Source organism: Microbacterium sp. NPDC057741 (assembly GCF_042798735.1).
Lineage (GTDB): Bacteria > Actinomycetota > Actinomycetes > Actinomycetales > Microbacteriaceae > Microbacterium.
Map to the genome: position 1 here is coordinate 749,197 of NZ_JBHVJW010000002.1, position 23,320 is coordinate 772,516.

A 23,320-nucleotide genomic window follows, 5' to 3' on the forward strand; every position below is an offset into this window, starting at 1 on the left:
CAACTAATGATGTATCGTTGACGCAGATCAACTTTCTATGCAGGAGAACCCCCTTTTGAACTCCAAGACACCACACTCCACGGCTGAGAAGCGCTCAGCCCGCGAGATCTTCACCGCGATCTCCGGCCTCATCGTCGGAATGTTCGTCGCCGTGCTCTCGGGCACGGTCGTGTCGACCTCGCTTCCCGTCATCGTTGCCGACCTCGGCGGCACGCAGGCCCAGTACACCTGGGTCATCACCGCGAGCCTTCTCGCCACCGCGATCTCCACCCCGATCTGGGGCAAGCTCTCCGACCTGCTCGACCGCAAGATCCTCGTGCAGCTGTCGCTCATCCTGTTCACCGTCGGCACCGTCATCGCGGGCTTCTCGCAGAACATCGACATGCTCATCGCCATGCGCGTCGTGCAGGGACTCGGCGTCGGCGGTCTGATGTCGCTGGTGATGGTCGCCGTCGCGCTGATCATCTCGCCCCGTGAGCGCGGCAAGTACATGGGCGTCGTCGGCGGCATCATGGCCTTCGCCACCATCGGCGGGCCGCTGCTCGGCGGTTTCCTCACCGACGTATGGGGCTGGCGCTCCAACTTCTTCGTGGGCGTCCCGTTCGCGATCGTCGCCCTGATCCTGCTGCAGTTCACGCTGCACCTGCCCAAGCCCGCGGCCAAGAAGGTCTCGATCGACTACCTCGGCGTCGTGCTGCTCGCGGTCGGCGTCGCCGGCCTGCTGATCTGGGTCTCCATGGGCGGCCAGCAGTTCGACTGGGACTCGAGCACCAGCTACGCTCTCGCCATCGGCTCGGCCGTTGCGCTCGTCGCGTTCGTGATCGTCGAGTTCTTCGTCAAGGAGCCGATCGTCCCGATGTCGCTGTTCCGCAACCGCACCTTCACGTTGTCGGTGCTCGCGTCGATCGCGATCGGTGTCTCGATGTTCGCCACCTCGGTGTTCCTCGCGCAGTACTTCCAGCTGGCGCGCGGCGCCACACCGACCGAGTCGGGTCTGATGACGATCCCGATGATCGTCGGCCAGATGGGTGCGTCGATCATCATCGGCCAGCTCGTCAGCCGGTTCGGTAAGTGGAAGGGCTGGATGCTGCTGGGCTCTGTGCTCACCCTTGTCGGCGTGTACCTGATGTCCACGCTGAAGTACGACACCCCGTACGCCCTCGTCGCGACCTTCATGTTCGTGCTGGGTGCGGGCCTGGGCATGGTGATGCAGAACCTGACCCTGATCGTGCAGAACGACACCCCGGCGCAGCAGCTCGGCGCCGCCTCGTCGGGTGTGAACTTCTTCCGCACGATCGCCGGCACCATCGGCGTGACCATCATGGGATCGGTTCTGGCCACCAACGTCAAGGACTACATCGTCGACGGCTTCGCCGGCTTCAAGCCCACCTCCCCGGAGGAGCTCGAGGCACTGAAGATGCTCGGCTCGGGCGACGTCCCGAAGATGGCGGACCTGCCCGACTCGATCCGCAACATCGTCGAGTCCGCGTATGGCAGCGGCATCGCCGACGCGTTCTTCCTGGCCGTCCCGCTGGCCGTGCTCGGCATCATCGCGATCGCGTTCATCAAGAACAAGCCGCTGTCGACCAAGAATGCCGCCGAGGAGATGCTCGAGCAGGCTGAGGAGTCGGCGATCGAGGTCGCCGAGGCCGAGGTCGGGTCGTACACCCCCACCGGCAGCATCCGCACGATCTCCGCGCAGGACGCGGCGCCGTCCACCGGCTCCGTTGCCGTCCTCCAGCGCGAGGACGAGGACCAGAGCCGCTGACATGGTCACCGCAGGCACCACGCCGGCTTCGGCTGACGTCGACGAGGCACTCGCCGAGTTCCAGGGGCAGCTGAACCTGATGTTCGCGAAGGCTCGCACTCTGTGGAAGGAGTCTGCAGCTCGGGTGCATCCCGAGCTGCAGCCCTCCGGCTACAAGCTGCTGACGTTCGTGGCCCGCTCCGGCGGCACGAACGCGCACCAGCTCGCCGAGTGCTTCGAGATGGACAAGTCGGTCGTCAGCCGTCAGGTGCGGATGCTGGAGGACCTGGGCCTGCTGGAGTCCCGTCCCGACGAGCACGACGGGCGGCTGCGGGTGCTGACTGCCACTCCGGATGCGACGGCGGCGCTCGCCGCCGTGCGTGCCGACCATGCCGAGCGGATGCGTGCGGCGATGATCGAGCTGGAGCCCGGCGAGATCGAGATCGCCTCGAAGGTGTTCCGGATCCTGGCCGAGGCCTGAGACGTAGGCGAGATCCGGTCGAGATTCCTCCGAGACCCCGAGTTCCCGGCGAGACCCGTGTTCAGCACGGGGGTCTCGCGTGGAACTCGGGGTCTCGTGCATCCGTCGCAATAAACTGGCGGGGTGAACGACCGGCTTGATGACACTGCCCTCGGCGAGGCCGTCGCGCGCATCGAGGCCGAGCTCGGGCGACTGTTCGCCCGCATCCGGGTCGGTTGGCGCGAAGCCGCCGCGACCGTGCATCCCGAGCTGCAGCCGCTCGGATACCAGGTGCTCGCGTCGATCGCGAGCGGCAAGGCGACCTCGGCAGGCGCCATCATCGAGCGCCTGCAGACCGACAAGTCGACGATCAGCCGGCAGGTGCGCCAGCTCGAGGAGCTGGGGCTCGTCGAGAGCGTTCGCGATCCCGACGACCGGCGCGCGCGCCGGCTGGTGGCGACCCCGCTCGCGCAGGAGCGGGTGACCGCGGCGCGCGCCGCCTACGAGGCGCGCCTCGCGGATCGACTGCGCGGCTGGTCGCCCGCCGACCTCGAGCGCGTCACCGAACTGCTCGACGCGCTCGGGCGCTGACCGCCGCCCGCACCGCTGCTCCGGTCGCGATCCGGCACAGGGCGCGGGCGTGTGACTGTGCTCGAATGCGACGCGAACGCGAGGATCAGCCCCGCAGCAGCGCGGGGATGCCTGCCAGGTAGCGCTCCTCGTCGAAGTCGTCGAACATCGTGCGCTGCAGCGCGAACCCAGGGATGAGCGCCAACACGACCGGCGTCACCTCGCGTGCCCAGTCGGCGGGATCGACGCCGTCGGGCAGTCGTGACGGATGCGCCCGCGCCCACGGCTCGAGGGTCGCCGTGATCGTGTCGCGCATGCCGCCGATGGTGTCCTGGATCATCGTGCGCAGCTCCGCGTCGACCGTCGCCTCCGACCAGACCTGCACCAGCGCGGGCACGGGAGCGTGCTTGCGCACCCCGTCGATGAGCAGCGCCGCGATCTCGGCTGGCCCGACGGGATGCTCGGAGGCCGCAGCCGTGAGCTCGATCTGGCGTTCGCCGATCACGAGCGCGGCGACTCCGCGGATGAGCTCGCGCTTGCTGGGGAAGTAGCTGTAGATCGCCCCGGTCGACAAGCCCGACTCGGAGATGATGTCGGCCATCGACGTCTGCTGGTACCCGGTGCGGATGAAGCAGCGCAGGGCGGCCTCGAGGATCGAACGACGTCGTTCCTCGCGTCTGCTGTCGCTGATCTTCGGCATCCCGACCTCCGTTGACAAGCCTAGGACAGCAAGCGCATCATAAAAAGAACGAACATTCGTTTTAGGAGGAATCATGTCCACGGCATCCGCACCGTCCCGCACCCCCTGGGTGCGCGCGATCGCCCTCGGAGTCGGGCTGTCGCTGATCGTCGGCGGCATCCTGCTCGCGTTCGCGTGGCCGTCGCTCACCGCGAGCGCGAAGGACCTTCCGGTCGGGATCGTCGGCCCGGACGCCTCGGTCACGCAGGTCGAGAAGGCCGTCGGCGAGAAGGCCGACGGCGCGGTCGACCTGATCCGTTACGGAGACCGCGACGCGGCCGCCGCGGCGATCGAGCACCGTGAGGCCTATGGTGCCATCGTGCTCGGCGACGCACCGACCGATGCGCCCGAGGTGCTCAAGGCCACGGCCGCGAGCTCCCAGGTCGCCGGCGTGCTGGACGGCCTCGCAGCGCAGCTGCAGAAGCAGATCGACTCGCAGATCCGCACGCAGGTCGAGCAGGGCGTGCAGCAGATGCAGACCACGATGGGGGAGGCGCTCACGGCGGTGATGGCGGGCCAGAAGCCGCAGCTGCCGCAGACACCCGGTGCCTTCGAGATCCCGACCGTGACCGTGAAGGTGACCGACCTGGCCCCCTACGCCGACTCGGATGCGCAGGGCATCGGCCTCACCGTCTCACTGTTCCCGATGGTCATCGGCGGCGTCCTCGGCGGAGTGCTGCTCTCGCTCACTGTCGCCGGCGCGTGGCGCCGGATCACAGGCGTGATCGTGTACTCGGCATCCGCCGGGCTCGTGCTCACCGGCATCCTGCAGACGTGGATCGGCGCGCTGCAGGGCGACTTCTGGACGAATGCCGGGGCCGTCGCGCTCACGATCGCCGCGATCGCGTCGACCGTGACCGCGCTCTCCGGGCTGCTCGGCCGCCCTGGCATCGCGCTGGGTGCGGTGTCGATGATCCTGTTCGCGAACCCGTTGTCGGCGGCGAACGTGCCGGTCGAGTTCCTGCTCGACCCGTGGGGCGCTATCGGCCAGTGGATGCCGCCGGGCGCCGGCGCCACGCTGCTGCGCAGCCTGTCGTACTTCCCGGACGCGGACGTCTCATTCCAGTGGCTGCTGCTCGGATGCTGGACACTCGCCGGGCTGCTGCTGACCGCGCTCGACCCCGCCGGTCGTCGCATGGCCAGGAAGGTCACCGCCGGGGCCCCGGCATCCGCTTCGGTCCCGGCCTCCGCTTCGGTCCCGGCCTCCATTTAGGTCCCGGCCCCACTTCGACGGCCGTTCCGGTCGCCGCCTGGTTGCTGCTTCTCCGGCTCCGGTCTCACTCTTCGCGGGTGTTTCGCCCGAACACCCGCAACGAGTGAGACCGGAGCGGGGGGTGATCACGTCGGCGGGAGTCGAGCTCCTCAGGACGATTCGCGGACGTTGATCGTCGGAGTGAGCTGGATGCGCTGCGCCGGTGCGCCGTCGCGATGCTCCAGGCGCAGCCGGCAGGCCTCGAGCGCCCGGCGTCCGACCTCACGCTTCGGCGGCGCGATCGCCGTCAGCGGGACGCCCGCGAACGAGGCGATCTCGTCGTCATAGGCGACGATCGCGAAGTCCTCCGGAACGCGCAGGCCGCGATCTTCGACGACCCCGAGCAGCGCGACGGCGAGATCATCCGGCAGCACGATCGCCGAACGGATGCCCTGCGACAGGCAGTCCTCGAGGAATGTGCGCAGCACGTCGGAGGTCGATCCGTCACCCCAGCGCGGCGACGGCGCCGTGGCGACGGGAGCCGTCCGCATGCCGTGCCGGCGGGTCGCGCGGGCGTGTCCGAGTGCGACCCAGGGGGCGGTGGCCGTCTCGCGCAGGAGCAGACCGACGCCGTCGTGGCCGCGCTCGGCGAGGTGGTCGACCGCCAGCTCCGCTCCGAAGCTGTGGTCGGAGCGGACCGAGTCGATGCGCAGTGACGTCGGTGCCCCCTCCGTGGAGCGCTCGACGAGGACGACGGGCGTGCGGATGCCCGAGATCGCATCCCACGTCGTGCTGTCCTCGACGCCGGGGCGGGCGGTGATCAGCATGATCGCATCGACGTCTCCGGCGGCCAGCCGGGTGAGTTGATGGATCTCCTCGCGCGGGTCGTAGTTCGTGGTGCCCAGCACGATGCGGATGCCGGCGGCGTGCGCGGCCTCGCCGGCACCACGGATCATCGGAGGGAAGTAGTAGCCGGCATCCGGCACGATCAGCCCGACGGTCGCCGCAGGGCGAGACGAGCTGCCGATGCCTCGTGATCCAACGGCCGGAGCATCGGCCGTCTCGGGCAGAACCGCGCCGCCGTGCACCCGGCGGATCAGTCCGCGGTCGGCGAGCACGGCGAGGTCGCGACGGATCGTCATGCCGCTCAAGCCGGTGCGGAGCGCGAAGTCCGCGACCTCCATGCGTCCGCGGAGGACGATCTCGCGCAGGATCCGCTCTCTGCGTTCCTCGGCGATCATCGGCTCACCATAGCGTCTTCCATCCGCTCTCCAGGGCCTCAGGGATTCCGGGCGCAGTACGGGGGCGGCCCGCATGCGAGCCGCCCCCGTGTCCAGTCGCCTCAGCGGCAGGTGACCCCGGAGTAGGGCGTCACCGTGGTCGTGCGTGCCCCCGAGCCGGTCGAGGCGACCACCGTCGCCTCGCCATCGGCGAGTCCACCGCGGATCTTGAACGATGCGCGGGTGTCCTTGCCCGGGTTGAGCTTGACCTTCAGATCGTCGCCGAGCGCGGTGCCCACCGTGACCGAGATCGGCACGGCGCCGGTGTTCGCGACCGTCACGTGCACCCACGCGTTGGGGCCGCGGCACTCGGTGAGTACGCCGGTCGTGGTCGGCACGGCGCTGCCCGTGAGCTGCATCGCGAACAGGCTGAGGCCCTCGCCGGTGACCGGGCTGCCCTGGGGCAGCGTCACGCTCGCCACGGGCTTGCCGGACAGCGGGATCCTCTGTGCGAACACCGATGCCGGGGCCTGCACGGTGGAGATCGTGCCGCCGATGTACGGCTTCGTGCGCTGCAGGTGCGTGGCACCGCTCGCGAGCAGGGTCGTGTCCGCGGCATCCGTGGTCGCATCGCTCCACAGCGGCAGCGAGATCGCGACCTTCTCGCTCGTACCGTCCTGATAGTGCACGGTCGCGGTGCCCGCGGTCGCGGTTCCGGCAGAGAAGCCGGCGACGACGAGCGCGTCGCCCTCGCCGTTCAGCGCGACCCGCTGGCCGGCGGCCTTCACCGCGTCGGGAGTGCCGACGGGCGTCGGATGCCAGCCGATCTCGGTGTCGAAGGCCGCGGCCTTCTCACCCACGACGAGACCGGCATCAGCAAGCGACTCAGCGGAGAACGCACGCAGATCGGTCGTCACGGCACCGTTGCGCGGGTTGGCCTTCGAGGCCACCGCGGTCTGGTTGACCAGCTCTCCGAACGGCAGCGGCGTCACCTCGACGCCCTCGCCCTGATAGGCGCCGATGTTCGGCGTGGTCGGGATCGGGTTGCCGAAGAAGTCTCGTTCCCCCGCATCCGCGATCTGCGTACCGGCGCCCAGCAGCGGCGAGCCGACGGCCAGACGGTATCCGGGCAGCGCGCGGGTCTGCTGGCCGCTGCCCGCGGCGATCAGCTGCGGGTCTCCGACGACCGGGTTCGTCTCTGTCGCCGCAGGCTGGATGCCGCCGAAGTACGCGTTGTTCGCATACACCGCGTTCGCGGTCTTGAGCGTTCCGCCTTGCGCGATGATGACGTTGTTCTTCACCTCGCGCGGAGCGTTCATGTCGTCTTCGAACGGCCGGTTCAGGCACGAGAACGTGTTGTTGTGGATCAGGTGCAGGCCGGGGCCGCCGCTGGAGCCGGCGAGGCGGCAGTCGTCCTGCGAGACGTTGTAGCGCAGGATCGTGTTCGTCGGCGTCGAGGCGGTGCCGCAGCCCGAGATGCAGTCCAGATAGAACCCGCCGGCGTTGCCGTAGGAGTAGTTGTACTGGAAGGTGCAGCTGCCCTTGATCTTCATGTCGCAGTCCCACGCGGTGGAGTCGTAGGTCGACCCCACGCTGTTGCCCACCACGTTGTACTGGAACAGCGGATCCACGGAGTTGTACGGCCACATGCCCGCGAAGTTGCCCTTCAGGAACGGGTACTCGCCGTGGCCGAGGTCGATCGCCGAGTTGTACTCGATCACCGGCTTGTCGGAGTTGTGGACCACGATGCCGTCGCCGCCGACGTCGCGGATGTCGTTGCGCGCGATGTAGACGTCTTCGTTGTAGTGCTTGGTGGTGTCCGGTGCCGAGAGCTTGATGCCGCCCGCGGCAGTGTCGTTGATCACGTTGTCCGTGACCGTGATGCCGTCGAACCAGCCGACGCCGTCGCCGAGCACGGAGATGCCTGCCGATCGCGAGAACGCCGTGCCCTGGGTGGTCTTGTCCGACCAGCCGGCGACCTTCTCGACGTGGTTGCGTGTGAGCACGGCCCCGCTGCGCTTGGTGCCGTCGTTGATCTCGTACAGGATGCCGACGCGACGCTGGTCTGGCGTGCCCGGGTTGATCACGTGCATGCCGTCGACGGTCCAGTTGCTGACGTTCAGCAGGTGGATGCCTGCGAGTGCGCCGCCACCGTTGATGGTCGCCTCCGCATCCCCGTCTCCGTACGGCGAGACGGTGATCGGCGCGGTGCCGAGTCCCGAGCCGGTCGGAGCGAAGGTGCCGACGCACTCGGAGCCGCGCTTGAACCGCACCGACTGCCCTGGCTGGAACGGCTGCACATCGGCGAGTCGTGCGAGCGAGGTGAACGGCGACGCCGCGGTGCCCGCTCCAGGCCCCTCAGCGGCGCAGTCCACGTAGTAGACCGTGTCCGAGACTTCGACGACGTGCGCGGCGATGCTGCCCTCGGCGGTCGCGCCGAACAGCGACTCCGCCCGGGCTGTGATCGCGTACTCGCCGGCCTTGGTCCCCGCCGGCACGACGAAGGATGCGGTCGCCCGGCCCCTGTCGTCCGCGTTGACCACGACTTCGGAGCCGGCGAAGCCGACGGTCACGGGGACCTGCGGGTTCGCGCCCTCCACGGTCACGGCGACCGGGGCCCCTGGCGCGAGCAGCGACAGGTCCACGTCGTCCGGAGTGATCGTGAGGGGCTGGGCGAGGTAGGCGTCGCTGCAGTTGATCCGCAGATCGGCCCAGTCGGCGTGGTCGTTGCCGTTGCCCTCGGGGCCGGGCTCGACGATGAGCTCGACGGTGCTCGCACCCTTCAGATCGACGTTGAGCCGTGCCGCCGGGTCGGTGCCCTTGCGCTCGATGCGGTACTTCTCGGCCCCGTCGATCTTCACCACGAAGTCGACGCGGCCCTTGCCCGCCTGACTGTCATCGATGCCGAGGTAGCCGAGCAGCTGGGTGCACTGCTCGGCGACGTCGTAGACGATGCGAGCCGGGGCGTGCGTGCCGAGACCCTTCGGGTACTGGACGCCACGGATCGACTGGATCGTCCGCGCGGTGTCCGGCACCGCCTGCGCGCCGTTGTTGTAATCGCGCTCGACGGGTCCCCAGCCGTTGGTGGCGGATGTCCAGTCGAGATCGCTGGCGTAGTGCACGGCGCCGGCGAGGCCGTCTGCACCGGCTTCCGCGGCGAGGGCGGCGGTGGCGGGGGCCGCGGTCAGGCAGAGCGCACCGACCGCTGCCGCGGCCAGCAGCCGCATCCGTTTCTTGGGCACGGGATTCCTCCTCGAATCTCACGATCCGCGGTCGGGGCGACGGCGGTTGACGCCATCGTGTCAGCGGCTGTGCTCTTCATGGGGCGAGGTGAACAGATATGAACATGCCCGCACCGGCAGCCGAGGCTTGCGCTCGCGACGGGAACCTGGTTTCATATGGGAAAGCGCTTACCCGTTCGGGTCGACAGAGCGCACGACTTCCACCGAGGACAGGACAGACACATGGCGACTCGCGAGATCGGCATCATCATGAACGGCGTCTCCGGACGCATGGGCTACCGGCAGCACCTCGTGCGCTCGATCCTCGCGATCCGCGACCAGGGCGGCATCGAGCTCTCCGACGGAACCCGCGTGACCGTCAAGCCGATCCTCGTCGGTCGCAGCGAGGCCAAGCTCGCCGAGCTCGCCGCCAAGCACGGCATCGAGGACTACACGACCGACCTCGACGCGGCGCTCGCCGACCCGCAGTGGGAGATCTACGCCGACTTCCTCGTCACCAAGGCCCGTGCCACGGCCATCCGCAAGGCCATCGCCGCAGGCAAGGCGATCTACACCGAGAAGCCGACCGCCGAGTCGCTGGAGGAGGCCGTCGAGCTCGCGCGCCTCGCGAACGAGGCCGGCGTCAAGACCGGTGTCGTGCACGACAAGCTCTACCTGCCCGGTCTGCAGAAGCTGAAGCGCCTGATCGACTCCGGATTCTTCGGCCGCATCCTCTCGGTGCGCGGCGAGTTCGGCTACTGGGTCTTCGAGGGCGACTGGCAGCCCGCGCAGCGGCCGAGCTGGAACTACCGCACCGAGGACGGCGGCGGCATCATCACCGACATGTTCCCGCACTGGAACTACGTGCTGGAGAACCTGTTCGGTGAGGTCAAGAGCGTCTACGCCCAGGCAGCCGTGCACATCGCCGACCGCTGGGACGAGAACGGCGAGCACTACGACGCCACGGCTGAGGATGCCGCATACGGAATCTTCGAGCTCGAGGGCGGCGTCATCGCCGAGATCAACTCCTCCTGGACCGTGCGCGTGAACCGCGACGAGCTGGTCGAGTTCCAGGTCGACGGCACGCACGGCTCGGCCGTGGTCGGCCTGTTCGGCGCGAAGATCCAGCCGCGCAACGCCACTCCGAAGCCCGTCTGGAACCCCGACCTCGAGGACACCCACGACTACGACGCCGACTGGCAGAACGTCCCCACCAACGACGTGTTCCTGAACGGCTTCCGTCAGCAGTGGGAGGAGTACCTGGAGTCGTACGTGCTCGGCACCGACTACCCGTTCGACCTGCTCGCCGGCGCTCGCGGTGTGCAGTTCGCCGAGGCCGGCCTCGCCTCCAGCGCCGAGGGCCGCAAGGTCGCGATCGAGAAGCTGTCGCTCTGATGACGACGCTTCGCCTGCTCTCGGCATCCGGCGAGCTGTCGGATGCCGCACTGAACGACTCCGGCGGGTATCAGCGCCCGGCCGCGCCGCTGCGCAGTCGCGTCGCCTACGCCGCCGCGCATGTGGTGCCGAAGGTGCACGCCGACAACACCCCCGGCCAGCCGGCCGACATCGACTGGGATGCCACGCTGGCGTTCCGCCGCAACGTGTACTCCTGGGGTCTCGGCGTCGCCGACGCCATGGACACCGCGCAGCGGAACATGGGCCTGGACGCCGCGGCCACGCGTGAGCTCATCGCGCGCAGCGCAGAGGTGGCCCGAGAGGAGGGTGGCTCTGTCGTCGTCGGCGTCAACACCGACCACGTCGAAGAGACGCACATCTCGCTCGACCAGGTGATCGACGCCTACATCTCGCAGCTGGAGTTCACCGAGGAGCAGGGCGCCGGTCCGGTGCTGATGGCGTCGCGTCATCTGGCTCGGGTCGCGGCGTCCGCCGACGACTACCGTCGGGTCTACCGGGCTGTGCTGTCGCGTGCGACGACCCCGGTGGTGCTGCACTGGCTCGGAACGGCGTTCGATCCCGAGCTGGCCGGATACTTCGGGGCCGACGACTGGCAGACCGCCTCGGGCGTGCTCCTCGACATCATCGCCGAGAACCCGGGCACGGTCGCGGGCGTGAAGATGAGCCTGCTGAACGCTGAGAGCGAGATCTCGGTGCGCGAGCGCCTGCCGGAGGGCGTGCGCATGTTCACCGGCGACGACTTCAACTACGTCTCGCTCATCAATGACTCGCCGGCTCCCGAGCGCCCTTCGTCTCGCGGAGCGGTTCCTGAGCGAGCGGAGCGAGACGAAGGACGCACCCACTCCGATGCCCTGCTCGGCGCCTTCGCCGCGATCACGCCGGTCGCGTCGGCCGCGATCCAGGCGCTGGATGCCGGTGACCACGCCGCGTACGAGCGCATCCTCGGCCCGACCGAGGAGCTCAGCCGGCAGGTGTTCGCCGCGCCCACGTTCTACTACAAGACCGGTGTCGCCTTCCTGGCCTGGCTGAACGGCCACCAGCCCGCGTTCCAGATGGTCGGGGGCCTGCACTCCGCGCGCAGCCTGCCGCACCTGTCGCGCATCGTCGAGCTGGCCAACGCCTCGCTCGCGCTGGAGAACCCGGAGCTGGCGCGCGAGCGCTGGCACGGGATGCTCGCGCTCAACGGAGTCCTCTCATGACGACCCCGGCGCGCCTGCAGGGCCGAATTCCGGTTGCAGGGCGACGCACCGAGGATCGTCTCGCCAAGCGCTCGCTCGCCCTGCATCCGTACCCGACGTTCACGAAGGAGGCCCGCGCATGAGCGCCGACCCGCGCCTCTCCATCAACCAGGCCACCATCAAGTACGCCGACCTCGCCACCGCGCTGCGTGTCACGGCGGATGCCGGCATCCAGTCCATCGGCCTCTGGCGCGAGCCGGTGAACGAGGTCGGCCTGGACACCGCCGTGAAGATGCTCGCCGACTCGGGGCTTCGGTTCTCGACGCACTGCCGCGGCGGATTCTTCACCCTTCCGGAGGGACCCGATCGCCGGGCATCCATCGACGACAACCGTCGGGCGATCGACGAGACCGCGGCGCTCGCCGCGGCCGGTGCCGAGGGCTCGACGGCTGTGCTCGTGCTCGTCGCCGGAGGACTGCCGGAGGGGTCGCGCGACCTCGTCGGCGCGCGGTCCCGCGTGCACGACGCGCTCACCGAACTCGCGCCCTACGCGCAGGATGCCGGAGTGACCCTGGCGATCGAGCCGCTGCATCCGATGTTCGGGTCGGACCGGTGCGTCGTCTCGACGCTCGGCCAGGCGCTGGATCTCGCGGCGGACTTCGCTCCCGAGGTCGTGGGGGCCGCGGTGGACACCTTCCACATCTGGTGGGACCCGCAGGTGTACGAGCAGATCGCCCGCGCCGGACGCGAGGGCCGGATCTCGACCTACCAGGTGTGCGACTGGAAGACCCCACTGCCCTCCGATGTGCTTCTCTCGCGGCACTACATGGGCGACGGCGTGATCGACTTCGCCTCGCTCACTCGCGCGGTGGTGGAGACCGGCTACGACCGCGACATCGAGGTGGAGATCTTCAACCAGGAGATCTGGGACACCGATCCGGTCGAGGTCGTCGCCCGCACGGCGGAGTCCTTCGCCGCGACCGTTTCGCCGCACCTCCCGTGACGCGCACCGGGTACTGAGCGAGCGCGGCGAGCGCCGTCCTGAGCGAGCGCAGCGAGACGAAGGGACGAAGTGCGTGACTTCGCGCCCTTCGTCTCGTCGCTGCGCTCCTCGCTCAGGACCCGAGCAAGGATAGGAACATGACCATGCGACCAGGGCTCTGCTCCGTGACCTTCCGGCAGCTCAGCGCCGAGGAGATCGTCGCGGCATCCGCCGCTGCCGGACTCGAGGTGATCGAGTGGGGCGGCGACGTGCACGTACCACCCGGCGACACGGCTCGCGCCGCCGTCGTCGCGCGCGCGACGACTGATGCCGGACTCGAGGTCTGCTCGTACGGCTCGTACTTCCGCCCCGGTGTGCAGGACGACCTCGAGCCCGTGCTCGACAGCGCGGCGGCGCTCGGCGCCGACCGCGTGCGCATCTGGGCCGGCGGAGTCGGCTCGGCCGACGCGTCCGCCGAGCACTGGGCGTTCATCGTCGGCCGGCTGCAGGATGCCGCGGAACAGGCCGCTGCGCGCGGGATCACCCTCGCGCTCGAGTACCACTCGCGCACCCTCACCGACAGCGCCGCCACCACTCGCAGGCTGCTCACCGAGGTGCCGGGACTCGCCACATACTGGCAGCCGAACGTCGGGGCATCCGACGAGTCTGCGATCGCCGACTACATCGCCCTGGCCGACCGCGTCAGCGCGGCCCACGTGTTCTCCTGGTGGCCCGCCGCCGAGCGGTTGCGCCTGAGCGAGCGCGACAGCCTGTGGCGTGGATTCGTCGCTGCGGCATCCCGCTCGGTGGTGCCGCCGCGCGACGCGCTGCTGGAGTTCGTGCCCGATGATGACCCGGCGATCCTGCCCGCCGAGGCCGCGACGCTGCGCGGCTGGCTCGCCGACGCCCCGTGACCGTGCTCTCCGCTGCGGCAGTTCGTCCCGCTCCGCGGCGGCCGCTGCCGCTCGGGTCGCAGCTCGTCATGCTCTGGCCCGGTCTCTCCTGGACAGAGCGTGACCTGGGCGGCGCGCCCGGCTTCTCGGCTCGGACAGTGGTCCCGGTCGCGGTTGGCCACGTTTCGGCGCACCCGATTCCGTTCCGGTCGCAGCTCGTCACGCTTCGGCGCGATCCTTCCGGGCCGAAGTGCGACCCGAGCGTGGCGGTGGGCGGGTATCCGGCACGAATTGCGACCGGAAGCGACGCGCGGATGCAGGAGACACGATCGATAGGCTCTGCTCATGACGACCGATGAGACCCGACGGGCGGGGCGCGCCTCGACTCCCACGCTGCACGATGTCGCACGGGCCGCCGGGGTCTCGCTGGCCACAGCGTCGCGTGTGCTGAACGGCTCGGAGCGCAAGGTCGCCGAATCGTATCGCGAGCGCGTCGAGCAGGCCGCGGCCGAGCTCGGGTACACCGCCAACATCTCCGCGCAGTCGATCGCGCGCGGCACCTCTCCGGTGATCGCCCTCCTCGTCGCCGACATCGCCGACCCGTACTTCGGGCTGATCGCCTCGGGTGTCGCGCGCGGCGCGGACGAGCACGGACTCGTCGTGACGGTCGCGATCACCGAGCGCGACCCCGAACGGGAATCCCGCATCCTGCGCGCACTGCGCGGGCAGCGTCCGCAGGGCGTGATCCTTGCCGCATCCCGAACCGAAACAGCGGAGGGGGATGAACCGGGCGAGCTCGCGGCGTTTCCCGCACTCGGCGCCCGCACCGTCACGTTCGGCGCGGGCGGCGATCGCAGCGTGCAGATCGACAACCGCGGCGGTGCCGAGCGGCTCGGCCGTGAGATGGCGGCGCGCGGATATCGCCGGGCGATCCTGCTCGGTGCGGCGGAGGGGGTGCGCACTTCGGACGACCGTCTCGCCGGCTTCTCCGCGGGGTTCGGAGCGGGCGGAGGGATCGTCGAGCGCACCTACCGCGGCGGCTTCGCCCGCGAAGACGGCGCGGCCTGCATGGATGAGGCGCTCGCAGACGGCGTCGAACCCGGCACACTGATCTTCGCGCTCAGCGATGTCGTGGCGGTCGGCGCGATGACCGGAATCCGCGACGCCGGGCGCACGGTCGGTGACGACATCGCGGTGTGCGGTTTCGACGACGTGCCGGTCAGCCGTGACGTCACCCCCCAGCTCACCACGGTCCGCGTGCCGCTGAGCGAGCTCGGCTATCAGGCGTTCCGGGCGACAGTAGACGCGGAGTGGCAGCAGCCTGACCTCGACCTCGAGGTCGTCGTGCGCGGAAGCACCCCGTGAGACGGATCTCGTCCCGGGGTCGGATCATCTGGCGCGTGGCGCTCATTGCGATCGCAATCGGGTTCGTCGTCCTCATCGTCCGTGCCTGCGCACCGATGATGATCGACTCGTGGACGGCCGTTCCGGCGGCGCGGGCCGTCGTCGGCGACCGTGGCGTGATCGATGTGCGGATCACCGAGCCGAACATCAACGTGATGCCGAGCTGCCAGCTGCGAGTGCAGGCGCGTGACGACATCACGGTCGACGAGCTCGGTGATCTGCTGTCCGACCTCGACGACCTCGACGCGGGACGGAACTGCCGCGTCGACGAGGTCAAGACCACGCATCCGACAGCACTGTTCGCCGAGCACTGGGACGGGGTCGACGATGCGGGTTGGGCTCTGCTCGCCGATCGGATGCTCCGTGGCGAGTGGGTCAACATCTACCGCTCGGACCCGGAGGAGAGTCTCGGTTGGGACTGGAAGGTGTCGGGGACCAAGATCGACGGTGACACGGCGGCCGGCGCGGCGAGCATCCGGCGGATGCTCGAGGGCGAGGCTCTGGAACCGGAGCTCGGCATCATCGCGTGGGATGCGCATTGGGCGCCAGACCGAGGAAAGCCCGTGCCTCATGTCATCTCGATCGTCGCCGACGAGACTCCGCCGATCGCGGTCGCGGACATGATCGACGACCTGGTTCCGATCATCGACCGCATCACCGCCGATTCCGCCGCCTACGTCGAAGACGGCGTCGCCGATGCGGACGACGCTGTGTACAACGTCAGGGTCGGTGTGGACATCGCCGACGGTGAGACCGCGGTAACGATCGGTTTGACCGTGTACGACTGGCACGACTACGACATGGTCGAGCACGAGGCGGAGTATCTCCGTGACAGCCGCGCCGCGGGATATGCCGCTGAGCTGATCGCGGCTGTGCGGGCGTCCGAGCTCGATGCGGATCGGGTGACCGTCGCGACAGGGGAGAACCTGCTCTGGGGAGACACGGAATGACTGAGCGAGAACTGGCGAGGGTCGTCCTCGCCCCGGACAGCTTCAAGGGCACGATCACGGCGGCGGATGCGGCATCCGCCCTCGCCGCCGGCTGGGACCACGTCGCCGAATTCGTCATGCGGCCGATGGCCGACGGCGGAGAGGGCACGGTCGCCGCGTTCGCCGCGGCAGTGCCCGGAGCCGAGCGGATGCCGGTGACTGTGGAAGGACCGGCGGCAACGCCGGTCGACACGTCGTGGCTGTTCCTTCCCCCTTCAGCGGATGCCCCGGACGGCACAGCTGTCATCGACCTCGCCTCGACCTCGGGCATCGAACTGCTCGCAGAGCTGCGTCCCTTCGATGCCGACTCCGCCGGCTTCGGACAGGCGATCGCCGCGGCTCTGGATCACGGCGTCTCCCGCCTGGTGCTCGGCATCGGCTCGAGCGCGTCGACCGACGGCGGCACCGGGATGCTGCGCTCCCTGGGTGCACGGTTCACCGATGCGGCCGGCATCGAGGTGCCTCCGGGAGCGAGCGGCCTGCCGATGATCGCGGCCGCCGACCTGACCGGGCTGCGCCCGGCACCGGAGACCCTCGTCCTCACCGACGTGACGAATCCGCTCACCGGCCCACGCGGGGCTGCGGAGGTGTTCGGCCCGCAGAAGGGCCTCGCCGATCCTGCGGATCGGGCGCGCGCGGATGCCGGTCTCGCGGCGCTCGCCGCGCTGCTCGGTCTCGACCCGGCGACGCCGGGAGCAGGAGCGGCAGGAGGAGTCGGCGGCGCGCTCGTCGCCTGGGGCGCGAGGCTCCTCCCCGGGGCATCCGAGGTCGCCCGCCTGATCGGCCTGGCCGAGGCCGTCGGCGGCGCCGACCTCGTGATCACGGGCGAGGGTTCGTACGACGGCCAGTCCGGCGACGGCAAGGTGCCGTCCTTCGTCGCCGGTCTCGCGGCGGATGCCGGTGTGCCCGCCGTCGTGGTCGCCGGGCGCATCACCGCGGATGCCGACACATCCATCTTCGCGGCATCCGTGTCTCTGACGGATCTCGCCGGTTCATCCGAAGCCGCTGTCGCAGACCCGGCCCGCTGGTTGCGCGCCGCGGGTGCGGAGCTGGCTCGCCGCTACGGGCGCTGACCCCGCTGGGCGCGCACCGGCACCACGGTGCTGCTGGTGACGCACTCGGTGGCCGAGGTCGTCTACCTGGCCAGCCGTGTGATCGTGATGAGCCCCAGGCCGGGGCGCATCCTCGAGGAGCACCGTGTCGACCTGCCGGCCGAGCGCGGCTACGCCGAGGTGCTCGAGACGCCGGAGTTCAACCGCATCTCCAGCCGGGTGCACGAGCTGCTCGGCTCGCCGGGCGGCGACTGACGGGTACGGACGCACGAGCAGGGAACGCCTGCACGACGGACGCTGTGATCCGGTCGTGCAGGCGTTCCGTCGTCGCGCAGGTGTTCCCCGAGCGTGGGGCTCAGTTCCCGAGTGCCGCGCTCACCACAGCCCGAGCCTCCGCCTGCACCTGGGCCAGGTGCTCGGGGCCGCGCAGGCTCTCGGCGTACAGCTTGTAGACGTCCTCGGTGCCGGACGGGCGGGCGGCGAACCAGGCGTGCTCGGTCTGCACCTTCAGCCCGCCGATGGCCGCGCCGTTGCCGGGCGCATGCGACAGCTTCGCGGTGATCGGCTCGCCCGCGAGGGCGCTCGCCGAGACCGCCTCCGGCGCCAGCTTCGACAACGCCGACTTCTGCTCCGGCGTCGCCGGGGCATCCACGCGCTGATAGGCGGATGCCCCGAACGCTTCTTCGAGCTCGGCATAACGCTCCGACGGGCTCTTGCCCGTCACCGCGATGATCTCGGCGGCCAGCAGGCAGAGCAGGATGCCGTCCTTGTCGGTCGACCACACCGTGCCGTCCTTGCGCAGGAACGACGCTCCGGCGGACTCCTCGCCGCCGAACGCGACGCTGCCGTCGAGCAGCCCGGGGACGAACCATTTGAAGCCCACCGGCACCTCGAGCAGCCGGCGGCCGAGCGACTCGGCGACGCGGTCGATGATCATCGACGACACCAGGGTCTTGCCGATCGCGGCATCCCGCGCCCACTGCTCGCGGTGCGAGAAGAGGTAGTCGATCGCGACGGCGAGGTAGTGGTTGGGGTTCATCAGCCCGGCATCCGGGGTGACGATGCCATGCCGGTCGGCATCGGCGTCGTTGCCGGTGAGCACGTCGTAGTCGCCCTTCTTGGCGACCAGGGACGCCATGGCCGACGGCGACGACGGGTCCATGCGGATCTTCTCGTCCCAGTCCAGCGTCATGAAGCGCCAGGTCGGGTCGACCTCCGGGTTGACGACGGTGAGGTCCAGCCCGTGCATCTCGGCGATGAGCGCCCAATACTCGACGGATGCTCCGCCCAGCGGGTCTGCGCCGATGCGGACGCCGGCGCGCTTGATCGCGTCGACGTCGATGATCGAGGGCAGGTCGCGCACGTAGGCGTCGCGGAAGTCATAGGTGCCGATGGTCGAGTCGTCGATGTCGGCGTGCTTCACGCGCTTCACCCCGGCGAGGCCGGCGGCGATGAGTTCGTTGGCGCGGTCGGCGATCCAGCCCGTGGCATCCGTGTCGGCCGGCCCGCCGTTCGGCGGGTTGTACTTGAATCCGCCGTCCCGCGGCGGGTTGTGCGACGGGGTCACGACGATGCCGTCGGCGCGGCCCGGGTGCTCACCCGGCCCCTGAGCCTGACGAAGGGCGTCGTTGTAGGTGAGGATGGCGTGGCTGAGGGCCGGCGTCGGCACCCACGACTCGCGGGAGTCGACACGCACATCGACACCGTTGCCGATCAGTACCTCGATGGCGGTGCGCTCGGCGGGCAGCGACAGCGCGTGCGTGTCACGGCCGAGGAACAGCGGGCCGGAGATGCCCTGACCGTTGCGGTAGTCGACGATCGCCTGAGTCGTGGCGAGGATGTGGTCCTCGTTGAAGCTCGACGTGAACGCGGAGCCGCGATGCCCGCTGGTGCCGAAGACCACCCGCTCGGCCGACACACTCGGGTCGGGGTGGCGATCGTAGTAGGCGGCGATGAGCTCGTCGACATCGATCAGGTCGCTTTCCTCCGCGGGGAGGCCGGCACGGCTGCTCATGTGCTCAGTCTGCCCCGCTCGGCGCCGTTGCGCACCTTCGGTGACGAACGGTTCCCGGCGACGCGCCCGGGACTAGGCTTGCCGGGTGACCGATCGCCGCACCTACAGCTACCTGGGCCCTGCTGGAACCTTCACCGAGGCGGCGCTCGACCAGGTGCCCGAGGCGCGGGGGCACACGTGGAAGCCGGTGCACAACGTCGGCGAGGCGCTCGGTGACGTGCTGTCGGGGGCTTCGCACGCCGCGATGATCGCGATCGAGAACTCGGTCGAGGGCGGGGTCTCGACCACCCTCGACGCGCTCGCGACCAAGCCCGGTCTGCGGATCGTCGGCGAGTACCTGGTGAACGTGAACTTCGTGCTGGTCGCGGCACCGGGCACGACCCTCGACGACGTGTCCGTCATCGCCGCGCATCCGGTCGCGTATGCGCAGTGCCACGGATGGCTCGGCGCCAACCTGCCGAAGCACTCGCATGTGCCGGCGGCCAGCAACGTGGCATCCGCCATCGGCATCCTCGATGGCACACTGCCCGCGCAGGCCGCGATCGCGGCGCCCGGCATCGTGCAGCACCACGAGCTCGAGGTGCTGGCCGAGGACATCGGCGACAACGCCAACGCGCAGACCCGATTCGTGCTGGTGACGCGCACCACGACTCCCGCGCCTCCGACCGGTGCGGACAAGACCTCGCTGATCGTCGAGCTTCCCGAGGATCACGCCGGCGCGCTGCTCGAGCTGCTCGAGCAGTTCTCCACCCGCGGCATCAACCTGTCGCTGCTGCAGTCGCGTCCGATCGGCGATGAGCTCGGCCGGTACCGCTTCGTGCTCGACGCCGACGGTCATGTCTACGACGAGCGGATGGCGGACGCACTGCTCGGCATCCGCCGGTTCAGCCCGCGCGTGGTGTTCCTGGGGTCCTACCCGCGCGCCGACCGCAAGATCGTGCAGTATCCCGAGCGCTACGCCGACGAGGTCTTCGTCGAGGCACGCGACTGGCTGCGCGGTCTGATCGGCGGCGAGCCCGAGGCGTAGCCGCTCGCGCCCGCGCCGTCGCGCCACGTGCGCTGCCTCGCGCCGCGTGAGGGCGCCCGCGCCGCGCCGCGCCGGGATGGGTTTCGTGGGTACCGGGGCTTCTGGCCGCTGAAAGGCATCCTTGGTCGTGGGAGTCGCGCAGCCAGCGACCCGCCCGTGTGGTGAGGGATGGGTTTCGTGGGTTCTGGGGCTTCTGGCCGCCGAAAGACATCCCTGTTGTGGTGGGCGTTCCGCGGGTGCCTCGCCGCCGCCGTGCAGGGATGGGTTTCGTGGGTTCTGGGGCTTCTGACCGCCGATAGGCATCTCTGGTCGTGGAGGTCGCGCAGCCGGCGACCCGCCCGTGTGGTGAGGGATGGGTTTCGTGGGTTCTGGGGCTTCTGGCCGCTGAAAGGCATCCTTGGTCGTGGGGCGCTGGGCGGGTACGTCGTCGTCGCCGCCGCGCAGGGATGGCTTTCGTGGGTTCTGAGGCTTGCGGCCGCCGAAAAGCATCCTTGGCTGTGGGGGTCGTTCCGTGGGCGCCTCGTCGCCGCCGCGCAGGGATGGCTTTCGCGGGTACCGGGGCTTCTGGCCGTGGATACACATCCCTCGTTCAGCGGGTGCGGGATGCGATCGCGCCGCGCACCCGGGCGAGGAAGGCCTGCTGGCCGGATGGTTTCAGGTCGGCCTGGGTCAGGCGGATGACGATCCACCCGCGGTCCTCGAGATCCCGCTGCCGGCGGATGTCGGCACGCCACTGATCCTTGCTGGTCCGGTGCCCGTCGCCCTCGTACTCGATCGCGATCTTGAGTTCAGGGTAGGCGAGGTCGACGCGCGCGATGAGCCTGCCGGGGTCGCGCACTTCGTGCTGGACGACCGGCTCAGGCAGCCCGTGGCCGATCAGCAGCAGACGAGTCTCGGTCTCTTTCGGGGACTCGACTCCGAGCCGGGCCAGGGGGAGGGCGGCGCGCACCTTGCCGCGTCCAGCGAAGCCGGTCCACTCCGCGAGACGTTCCTCGATCTCGGCGATGGTGATCAGCGGCTTGCCGGAGTACAGGCCGGGGTAGTTGTCGCAGGTGGTGAGTATCGCATCCAGCGCCGTGATGATTTGCGCGATCGTCAGTTCATGGGCGGTGCTGAACACGGCGGCGATCGGATCGACCACGGGCAATCCGTGAACTCGAGAGGTGCGTGCACGGTGCTTGTCAAGCCGTCTGCCCTTGACGCCCGTGATCTTCGGCGGTGTCGTCTCGCGCGGTACGGCGACGTGGATCGGTTCCTTCGCCGTCCAGGTCGATGGATGCGGGATACCCCAGACTCGCATCGCGGTTGCGCCGACATAGCGATGGCCGAGCCTCATGCGATGCGAGTAGCACTCGGCTCTGGCGAGGAACGTCTCGGGCGTCTTCTTGGACCTGACCCCGCGGAATGGCCGTTCCAGGTCCGGCGTGCTGCTGCGCCAGGCGCCGATGCCCGCGGTCTGCGCTTCGCGCACGCTGAAGTGCTCCCCGAGGTGCTGGGGAAGCTCGATCCGATGGCGCATGTCGCCCATGGTGCCCCGGCGCGCGCCCGGTCAGTTCGCGCGGTTCCTGACCTCGTGTACAAGTGCCGCGCGTCCCTGCCTGTGCACGACGGGTCGCGAGCGGATCCGGTCACGAAGAAGGCACCGAGCGCGGTGCCCAGGGATGGCTTTCGCGGGTTGGGCGAAGCTCGACCGCCCAAAGGCATCCCTGGCAGGGCGCGAGCAGCACTCGGCGAGCGGGCGACCCACCGAGGGATGGGTTTCGCGGGCTCGAGGGCGATTCACCGCCGAAAGGCATCCTTGGGCGTAAGACCGCTAAGCCCGCTAAGACCGCTAAGACCGCTCACCCGCCAGCAGCTCCAGCGTCTGCACGCGCCCTGGCGTGGCATCCGTCGGCTCCGAGGCGAATGAACCGGCGACGGGGGAGACCATGATCTCGTCCACGCCGTGCTCTGCGGCGAACGCGTTCAGCGACGCGAGCACGTCGCCACCCGTGCCGATGAACCATCCGGCCCCGACGGCGTCGAGCTGCTCCCGAGCACCGACCTCGTCGGCATCCTGCACGCCCTGCTGTGCCTGCTCGACGGTCTCGAGCGCCGTCAGTTGACGGCCGGAGCGGATGCGTGCCATCGCGCGTAGCTGCGGCAGGGCGCGGGCCTCGGCCTCTTCGGCGGTGGGAGCTGCGACGACGTTCGCGGTGAGGAAGGTCTGCGGCGCGTCCAGCCACTCCGACGCCTTGAAGCCGCTGCGGTACAGGTCGAGGGCGCGCTGCAGGCCGTGCCCCGAGAAGTGGTTCGCGAAGACGTACGGCAGGCCGAGGGATGCCGCGAGCTGCGCCGAGTAGTCGCTCGATCCGAGCAGCCACACCCGCGGGGTGCCGGTGGCGGCGGGAGTCGCCCGCACCGCGTACTCGCCGCCGCTGGTGAAGCGGACGGTCGCGCCGTCGCTCTGCAGCATGAGGGCGATGTCCTGCACATGCGACGGGAACCGCTCCACGTCGCCCGCAGTACCGGACTGCCGCAGCAGCTGCGTGATCACGGGGTCGCTGCCGGGCGCGCGCCCGATGCCGAGGTCGACACGGCCGGGCGCGATGGCCTCCAGCGCTGCGAACTGTTCGGCGACGATGAGGGGTGCGTGGTTGGGCAGCATCACGCCGCCGGAGCCGACCCGAATCCGCTGAGTGCGGGATGCGGCGGCGGCGATCAGCACCGGGGGAGTGGTGGATGCCACGGCAGGCATGTTGTGGTGCTCGGCGAACCAGTACCGGCGGTAGCCGAGATCGTCGGCGCGCTGCGCGAGCGCGAGTGAGGTTCCCACCGCCTCGGCGCTGGTCTGCCCGGTGCGCACCGGGACGAGGTCGAGGACGGAAAGCGCGACAGTACTCATCGCAGGATGCAACCAGGCATCCGTCCCTCGCATTCCTGGGCGCGCGGCGACGGATGACGAGACGGGGTCAGCCCGCGTCGATGACCGCGTACAGCAGGTGCTCGTCGACGACGCCGTCGAGTACTGCGAGGAGCGTCGCTCCCCGTGTCGTCGCGAGCGTGACCAGCGTCTCCCGCGGCTCGAACACCGCCGTGGCGGACTCATCGGCTTCGACCGCGGCGACGATCTGCCACGGCGCGGGATGTCCGATGATCTGGATCCGCAGCTGCCGGTCGCGGTTGAGCAGCCGGACGCGGATGGGCGCGCCGTCGATGCTCACCGACCGCAGGAGC

Annotated in this window: 21 protein-coding genes; 14 read left to right on the plus strand and 7 right to left on the minus strand. The window is 69.6% G+C overall.

The window, feature by feature from the left end; all coding sequences use genetic code 11:
* Positions 1 to 37 precede the first annotated feature (37 nt).
* The 3 genes from ACFVDO_RS10450 to ACFVDO_RS10460 all read left to right on the plus strand — a co-directional run bounded on the left by ACFVDO_RS10450 (position 38) and on the right by ACFVDO_RS10460 (position 2,798).
* The gene (locus ACFVDO_RS10450; protein ID WP_378855998.1) at positions 38 to 1,768 is read left to right on the plus strand and encodes an MDR family MFS transporter; all 1,731 of its coding nucleotides are present in this window, start codon (positions 38 to 40) and stop codon (positions 1,766 to 1,768) included.
* A gap of 1 nt (position 1,769) precedes the next feature.
* Positions 1,770 to 2,228: a MarR family winged helix-turn-helix transcriptional regulator gene (locus tag ACFVDO_RS10455; RefSeq protein WP_378855996.1), complete on the plus strand. Its 459-nt coding sequence runs from the start codon at positions 1,770 to 1,772 to the stop codon at positions 2,226 to 2,228.
* Between the two features lie 123 nt (positions 2,229 to 2,351).
* The gene (locus ACFVDO_RS10460) at positions 2,352 to 2,798 is read left to right on the plus strand and encodes a MarR family winged helix-turn-helix transcriptional regulator (RefSeq protein ID WP_378855994.1); all 447 of its coding nucleotides are present in this window, start codon (positions 2,352 to 2,354) and stop codon (positions 2,796 to 2,798) included.
* Between the two features lie 85 nt (positions 2,799 to 2,883).
* On the opposite strand, the gene ACFVDO_RS10465 is transcribed toward ACFVDO_RS10460, so the two are convergent.
* Positions 2,884 to 3,477: a TetR/AcrR family transcriptional regulator gene (locus tag ACFVDO_RS10465; protein WP_378855992.1), complete on the minus strand. Its 594-nt coding sequence runs from the start codon at positions 3,475 to 3,477 to the stop codon at positions 2,884 to 2,886.
* Between the two features lie 73 nt (positions 3,478 to 3,550).
* On the opposite strand from ACFVDO_RS10465, the gene ACFVDO_RS10470 reads away from it, so the two are divergent.
* Positions 3,551 to 4,729, plus strand: coding sequence for a hypothetical protein (locus tag ACFVDO_RS10470; protein WP_378855990.1), 1,179 nt, complete (start codon positions 3,551 to 3,553; stop codon positions 4,727 to 4,729).
* Between the two features lie 149 nt (positions 4,730 to 4,878).
* On the opposite strand, the gene ACFVDO_RS10475 is transcribed toward ACFVDO_RS10470, so the two are convergent.
* Both ACFVDO_RS10475 and ACFVDO_RS10480 read right to left on the minus strand, forming a co-directional pair.
* Positions 4,879 to 5,949, minus strand: a complete 1,071-nt coding sequence (locus ACFVDO_RS10475; RefSeq protein WP_378855988.1) for a substrate-binding domain-containing protein — start codon at positions 5,947 to 5,949, stop codon at positions 4,879 to 4,881.
* A 101-nt stretch (positions 5,950 to 6,050) separates the two neighbouring features.
* A complete protein-coding gene (locus ACFVDO_RS10480) occupies positions 6,051 to 9,170 on the minus strand; it encodes an NPCBM/NEW2 domain-containing protein (protein ID WP_378855986.1) in 3,120 nt (1,039 codons plus the stop codon).
* A gap of 222 nt (positions 9,171 to 9,392) precedes the next feature.
* On the opposite strand from ACFVDO_RS10480, the gene ACFVDO_RS10485 reads away from it, so the two are divergent.
* From ACFVDO_RS10485 to ACFVDO_RS10525, 9 genes are all read left to right on the plus strand, one after another.
* Complete coding sequence (locus ACFVDO_RS10485) at positions 9,393 to 10,544, plus strand: Gfo/Idh/MocA family protein (protein WP_378855984.1); 1,152 nt, start codon at positions 9,393 to 9,395, stop codon at positions 10,542 to 10,544.
* Entirely contained in the window at positions 10,544 to 11,764 is a 1,221-nt protein-coding gene (locus ACFVDO_RS10490; protein ID WP_378855982.1) for a dihydrodipicolinate synthase family protein, read from the plus strand. Before ACFVDO_RS10485 ends, ACFVDO_RS10490 begins: the two co-directional genes overlap by 1 nt.
* Positions 11,761 to 11,886, plus strand: coding sequence for a hypothetical protein (locus ACFVDO_RS10495; protein ID WP_378855980.1), 126 nt, complete (start codon positions 11,761 to 11,763; stop codon positions 11,884 to 11,886). Before ACFVDO_RS10490 ends, ACFVDO_RS10495 begins: the two co-directional genes overlap by 4 nt.
* Positions 11,883 to 12,746: a sugar phosphate isomerase/epimerase family protein gene (locus ACFVDO_RS10500; RefSeq protein WP_378855978.1), complete on the plus strand. Its 864-nt coding sequence runs from the start codon at positions 11,883 to 11,885 to the stop codon at positions 12,744 to 12,746. Before ACFVDO_RS10495 ends, ACFVDO_RS10500 begins: the two co-directional genes overlap by 4 nt.
* A gap of 137 nt (positions 12,747 to 12,883) precedes the next feature.
* The gene (locus ACFVDO_RS10505) at positions 12,884 to 13,639 is read left to right on the plus strand and encodes a sugar phosphate isomerase/epimerase family protein (protein ID WP_378855976.1); all 756 of its coding nucleotides are present in this window, start codon (positions 12,884 to 12,886) and stop codon (positions 13,637 to 13,639) included.
* Between the two features lie 324 nt (positions 13,640 to 13,963).
* Positions 13,964 to 14,983 (plus strand): LacI family DNA-binding transcriptional regulator, encoded by a 1,020-nt coding sequence (locus tag ACFVDO_RS10510; protein ID WP_378855974.1) that lies wholly within the window; start codon positions 13,964 to 13,966, stop codon positions 14,981 to 14,983.
* A gap of 35 nt (positions 14,984 to 15,018) precedes the next feature.
* Positions 15,019 to 15,972 carry a hypothetical protein gene (locus tag ACFVDO_RS10515; RefSeq protein WP_378855972.1) on the plus strand — a complete coding sequence of 318 codons (954 nt, stop codon included), beginning with the start codon at positions 15,019 to 15,021 and terminating at the stop codon, positions 15,970 to 15,972.
* Complete coding sequence (locus tag ACFVDO_RS10520; RefSeq protein WP_378855970.1) at positions 15,969 to 17,084, plus strand: glycerate kinase; 1,116 nt, start codon at positions 15,969 to 15,971, stop codon at positions 17,082 to 17,084. The genes ACFVDO_RS10515 and ACFVDO_RS10520 overlap by 4 nt, the downstream gene beginning before the upstream one ends.
* 36 nt (positions 17,085 to 17,120) lie before the next feature.
* The gene (locus ACFVDO_RS10525; protein ID WP_378855968.1) at positions 17,121 to 17,318 is read left to right on the plus strand and encodes a hypothetical protein; all 198 of its coding nucleotides are present in this window, start codon (positions 17,121 to 17,123) and stop codon (positions 17,316 to 17,318) included.
* Between the two features lie 100 nt (positions 17,319 to 17,418).
* Here the strand turns inward: ACFVDO_RS10525 and pgm are convergent, their stop codons facing one another.
* A complete protein-coding gene (gene pgm, locus ACFVDO_RS10530; protein ID WP_378855966.1) occupies positions 17,419 to 19,077 on the minus strand; it encodes a phosphoglucomutase (alpha-D-glucose-1,6-bisphosphate-dependent) in 1,659 nt (552 codons plus the stop codon).
* Positions 19,078 to 19,162: 85 nt separating this feature from the next.
* Between pgm and pheA the strand changes: the two genes are divergently transcribed.
* Positions 19,163 to 20,104: a prephenate dehydratase gene (pheA, locus tag ACFVDO_RS10535; protein ID WP_378855964.1), complete on the plus strand. Its 942-nt coding sequence runs from the start codon at positions 19,163 to 19,165 to the stop codon at positions 20,102 to 20,104.
* 589 nt (positions 20,105 to 20,693) lie between these two features.
* Here pheA and ACFVDO_RS10540 read toward each other — a convergent pair.
* The 3 genes from ACFVDO_RS10540 to ACFVDO_RS10550 all read right to left on the minus strand — a co-directional run bounded on the left by ACFVDO_RS10540 (position 20,694) and on the right by ACFVDO_RS10550 (position 23,307).
* Complete coding sequence (locus tag ACFVDO_RS10540; protein WP_378855962.1) at positions 20,694 to 21,623, minus strand: endonuclease domain-containing protein; 930 nt, start codon at positions 21,621 to 21,623, stop codon at positions 20,694 to 20,696.
* A gap of 312 nt (positions 21,624 to 21,935) precedes the next feature.
* Positions 21,936 to 22,988 carry an LLM class flavin-dependent oxidoreductase gene (locus ACFVDO_RS10545; protein WP_378855960.1) on the minus strand — a complete coding sequence of 351 codons (1,053 nt, stop codon included), beginning with the start codon at positions 22,986 to 22,988 and terminating at the stop codon, positions 21,936 to 21,938.
* Positions 22,989 to 23,055: 67 nt separating this feature from the next.
* Positions 23,056 to 23,307, minus strand: a complete 252-nt coding sequence (locus ACFVDO_RS10550) for a hypothetical protein (RefSeq protein ID WP_378855958.1) — start codon at positions 23,305 to 23,307, stop codon at positions 23,056 to 23,058.
* Positions 23,308 to 23,320 lie beyond the last annotated feature (13 nt).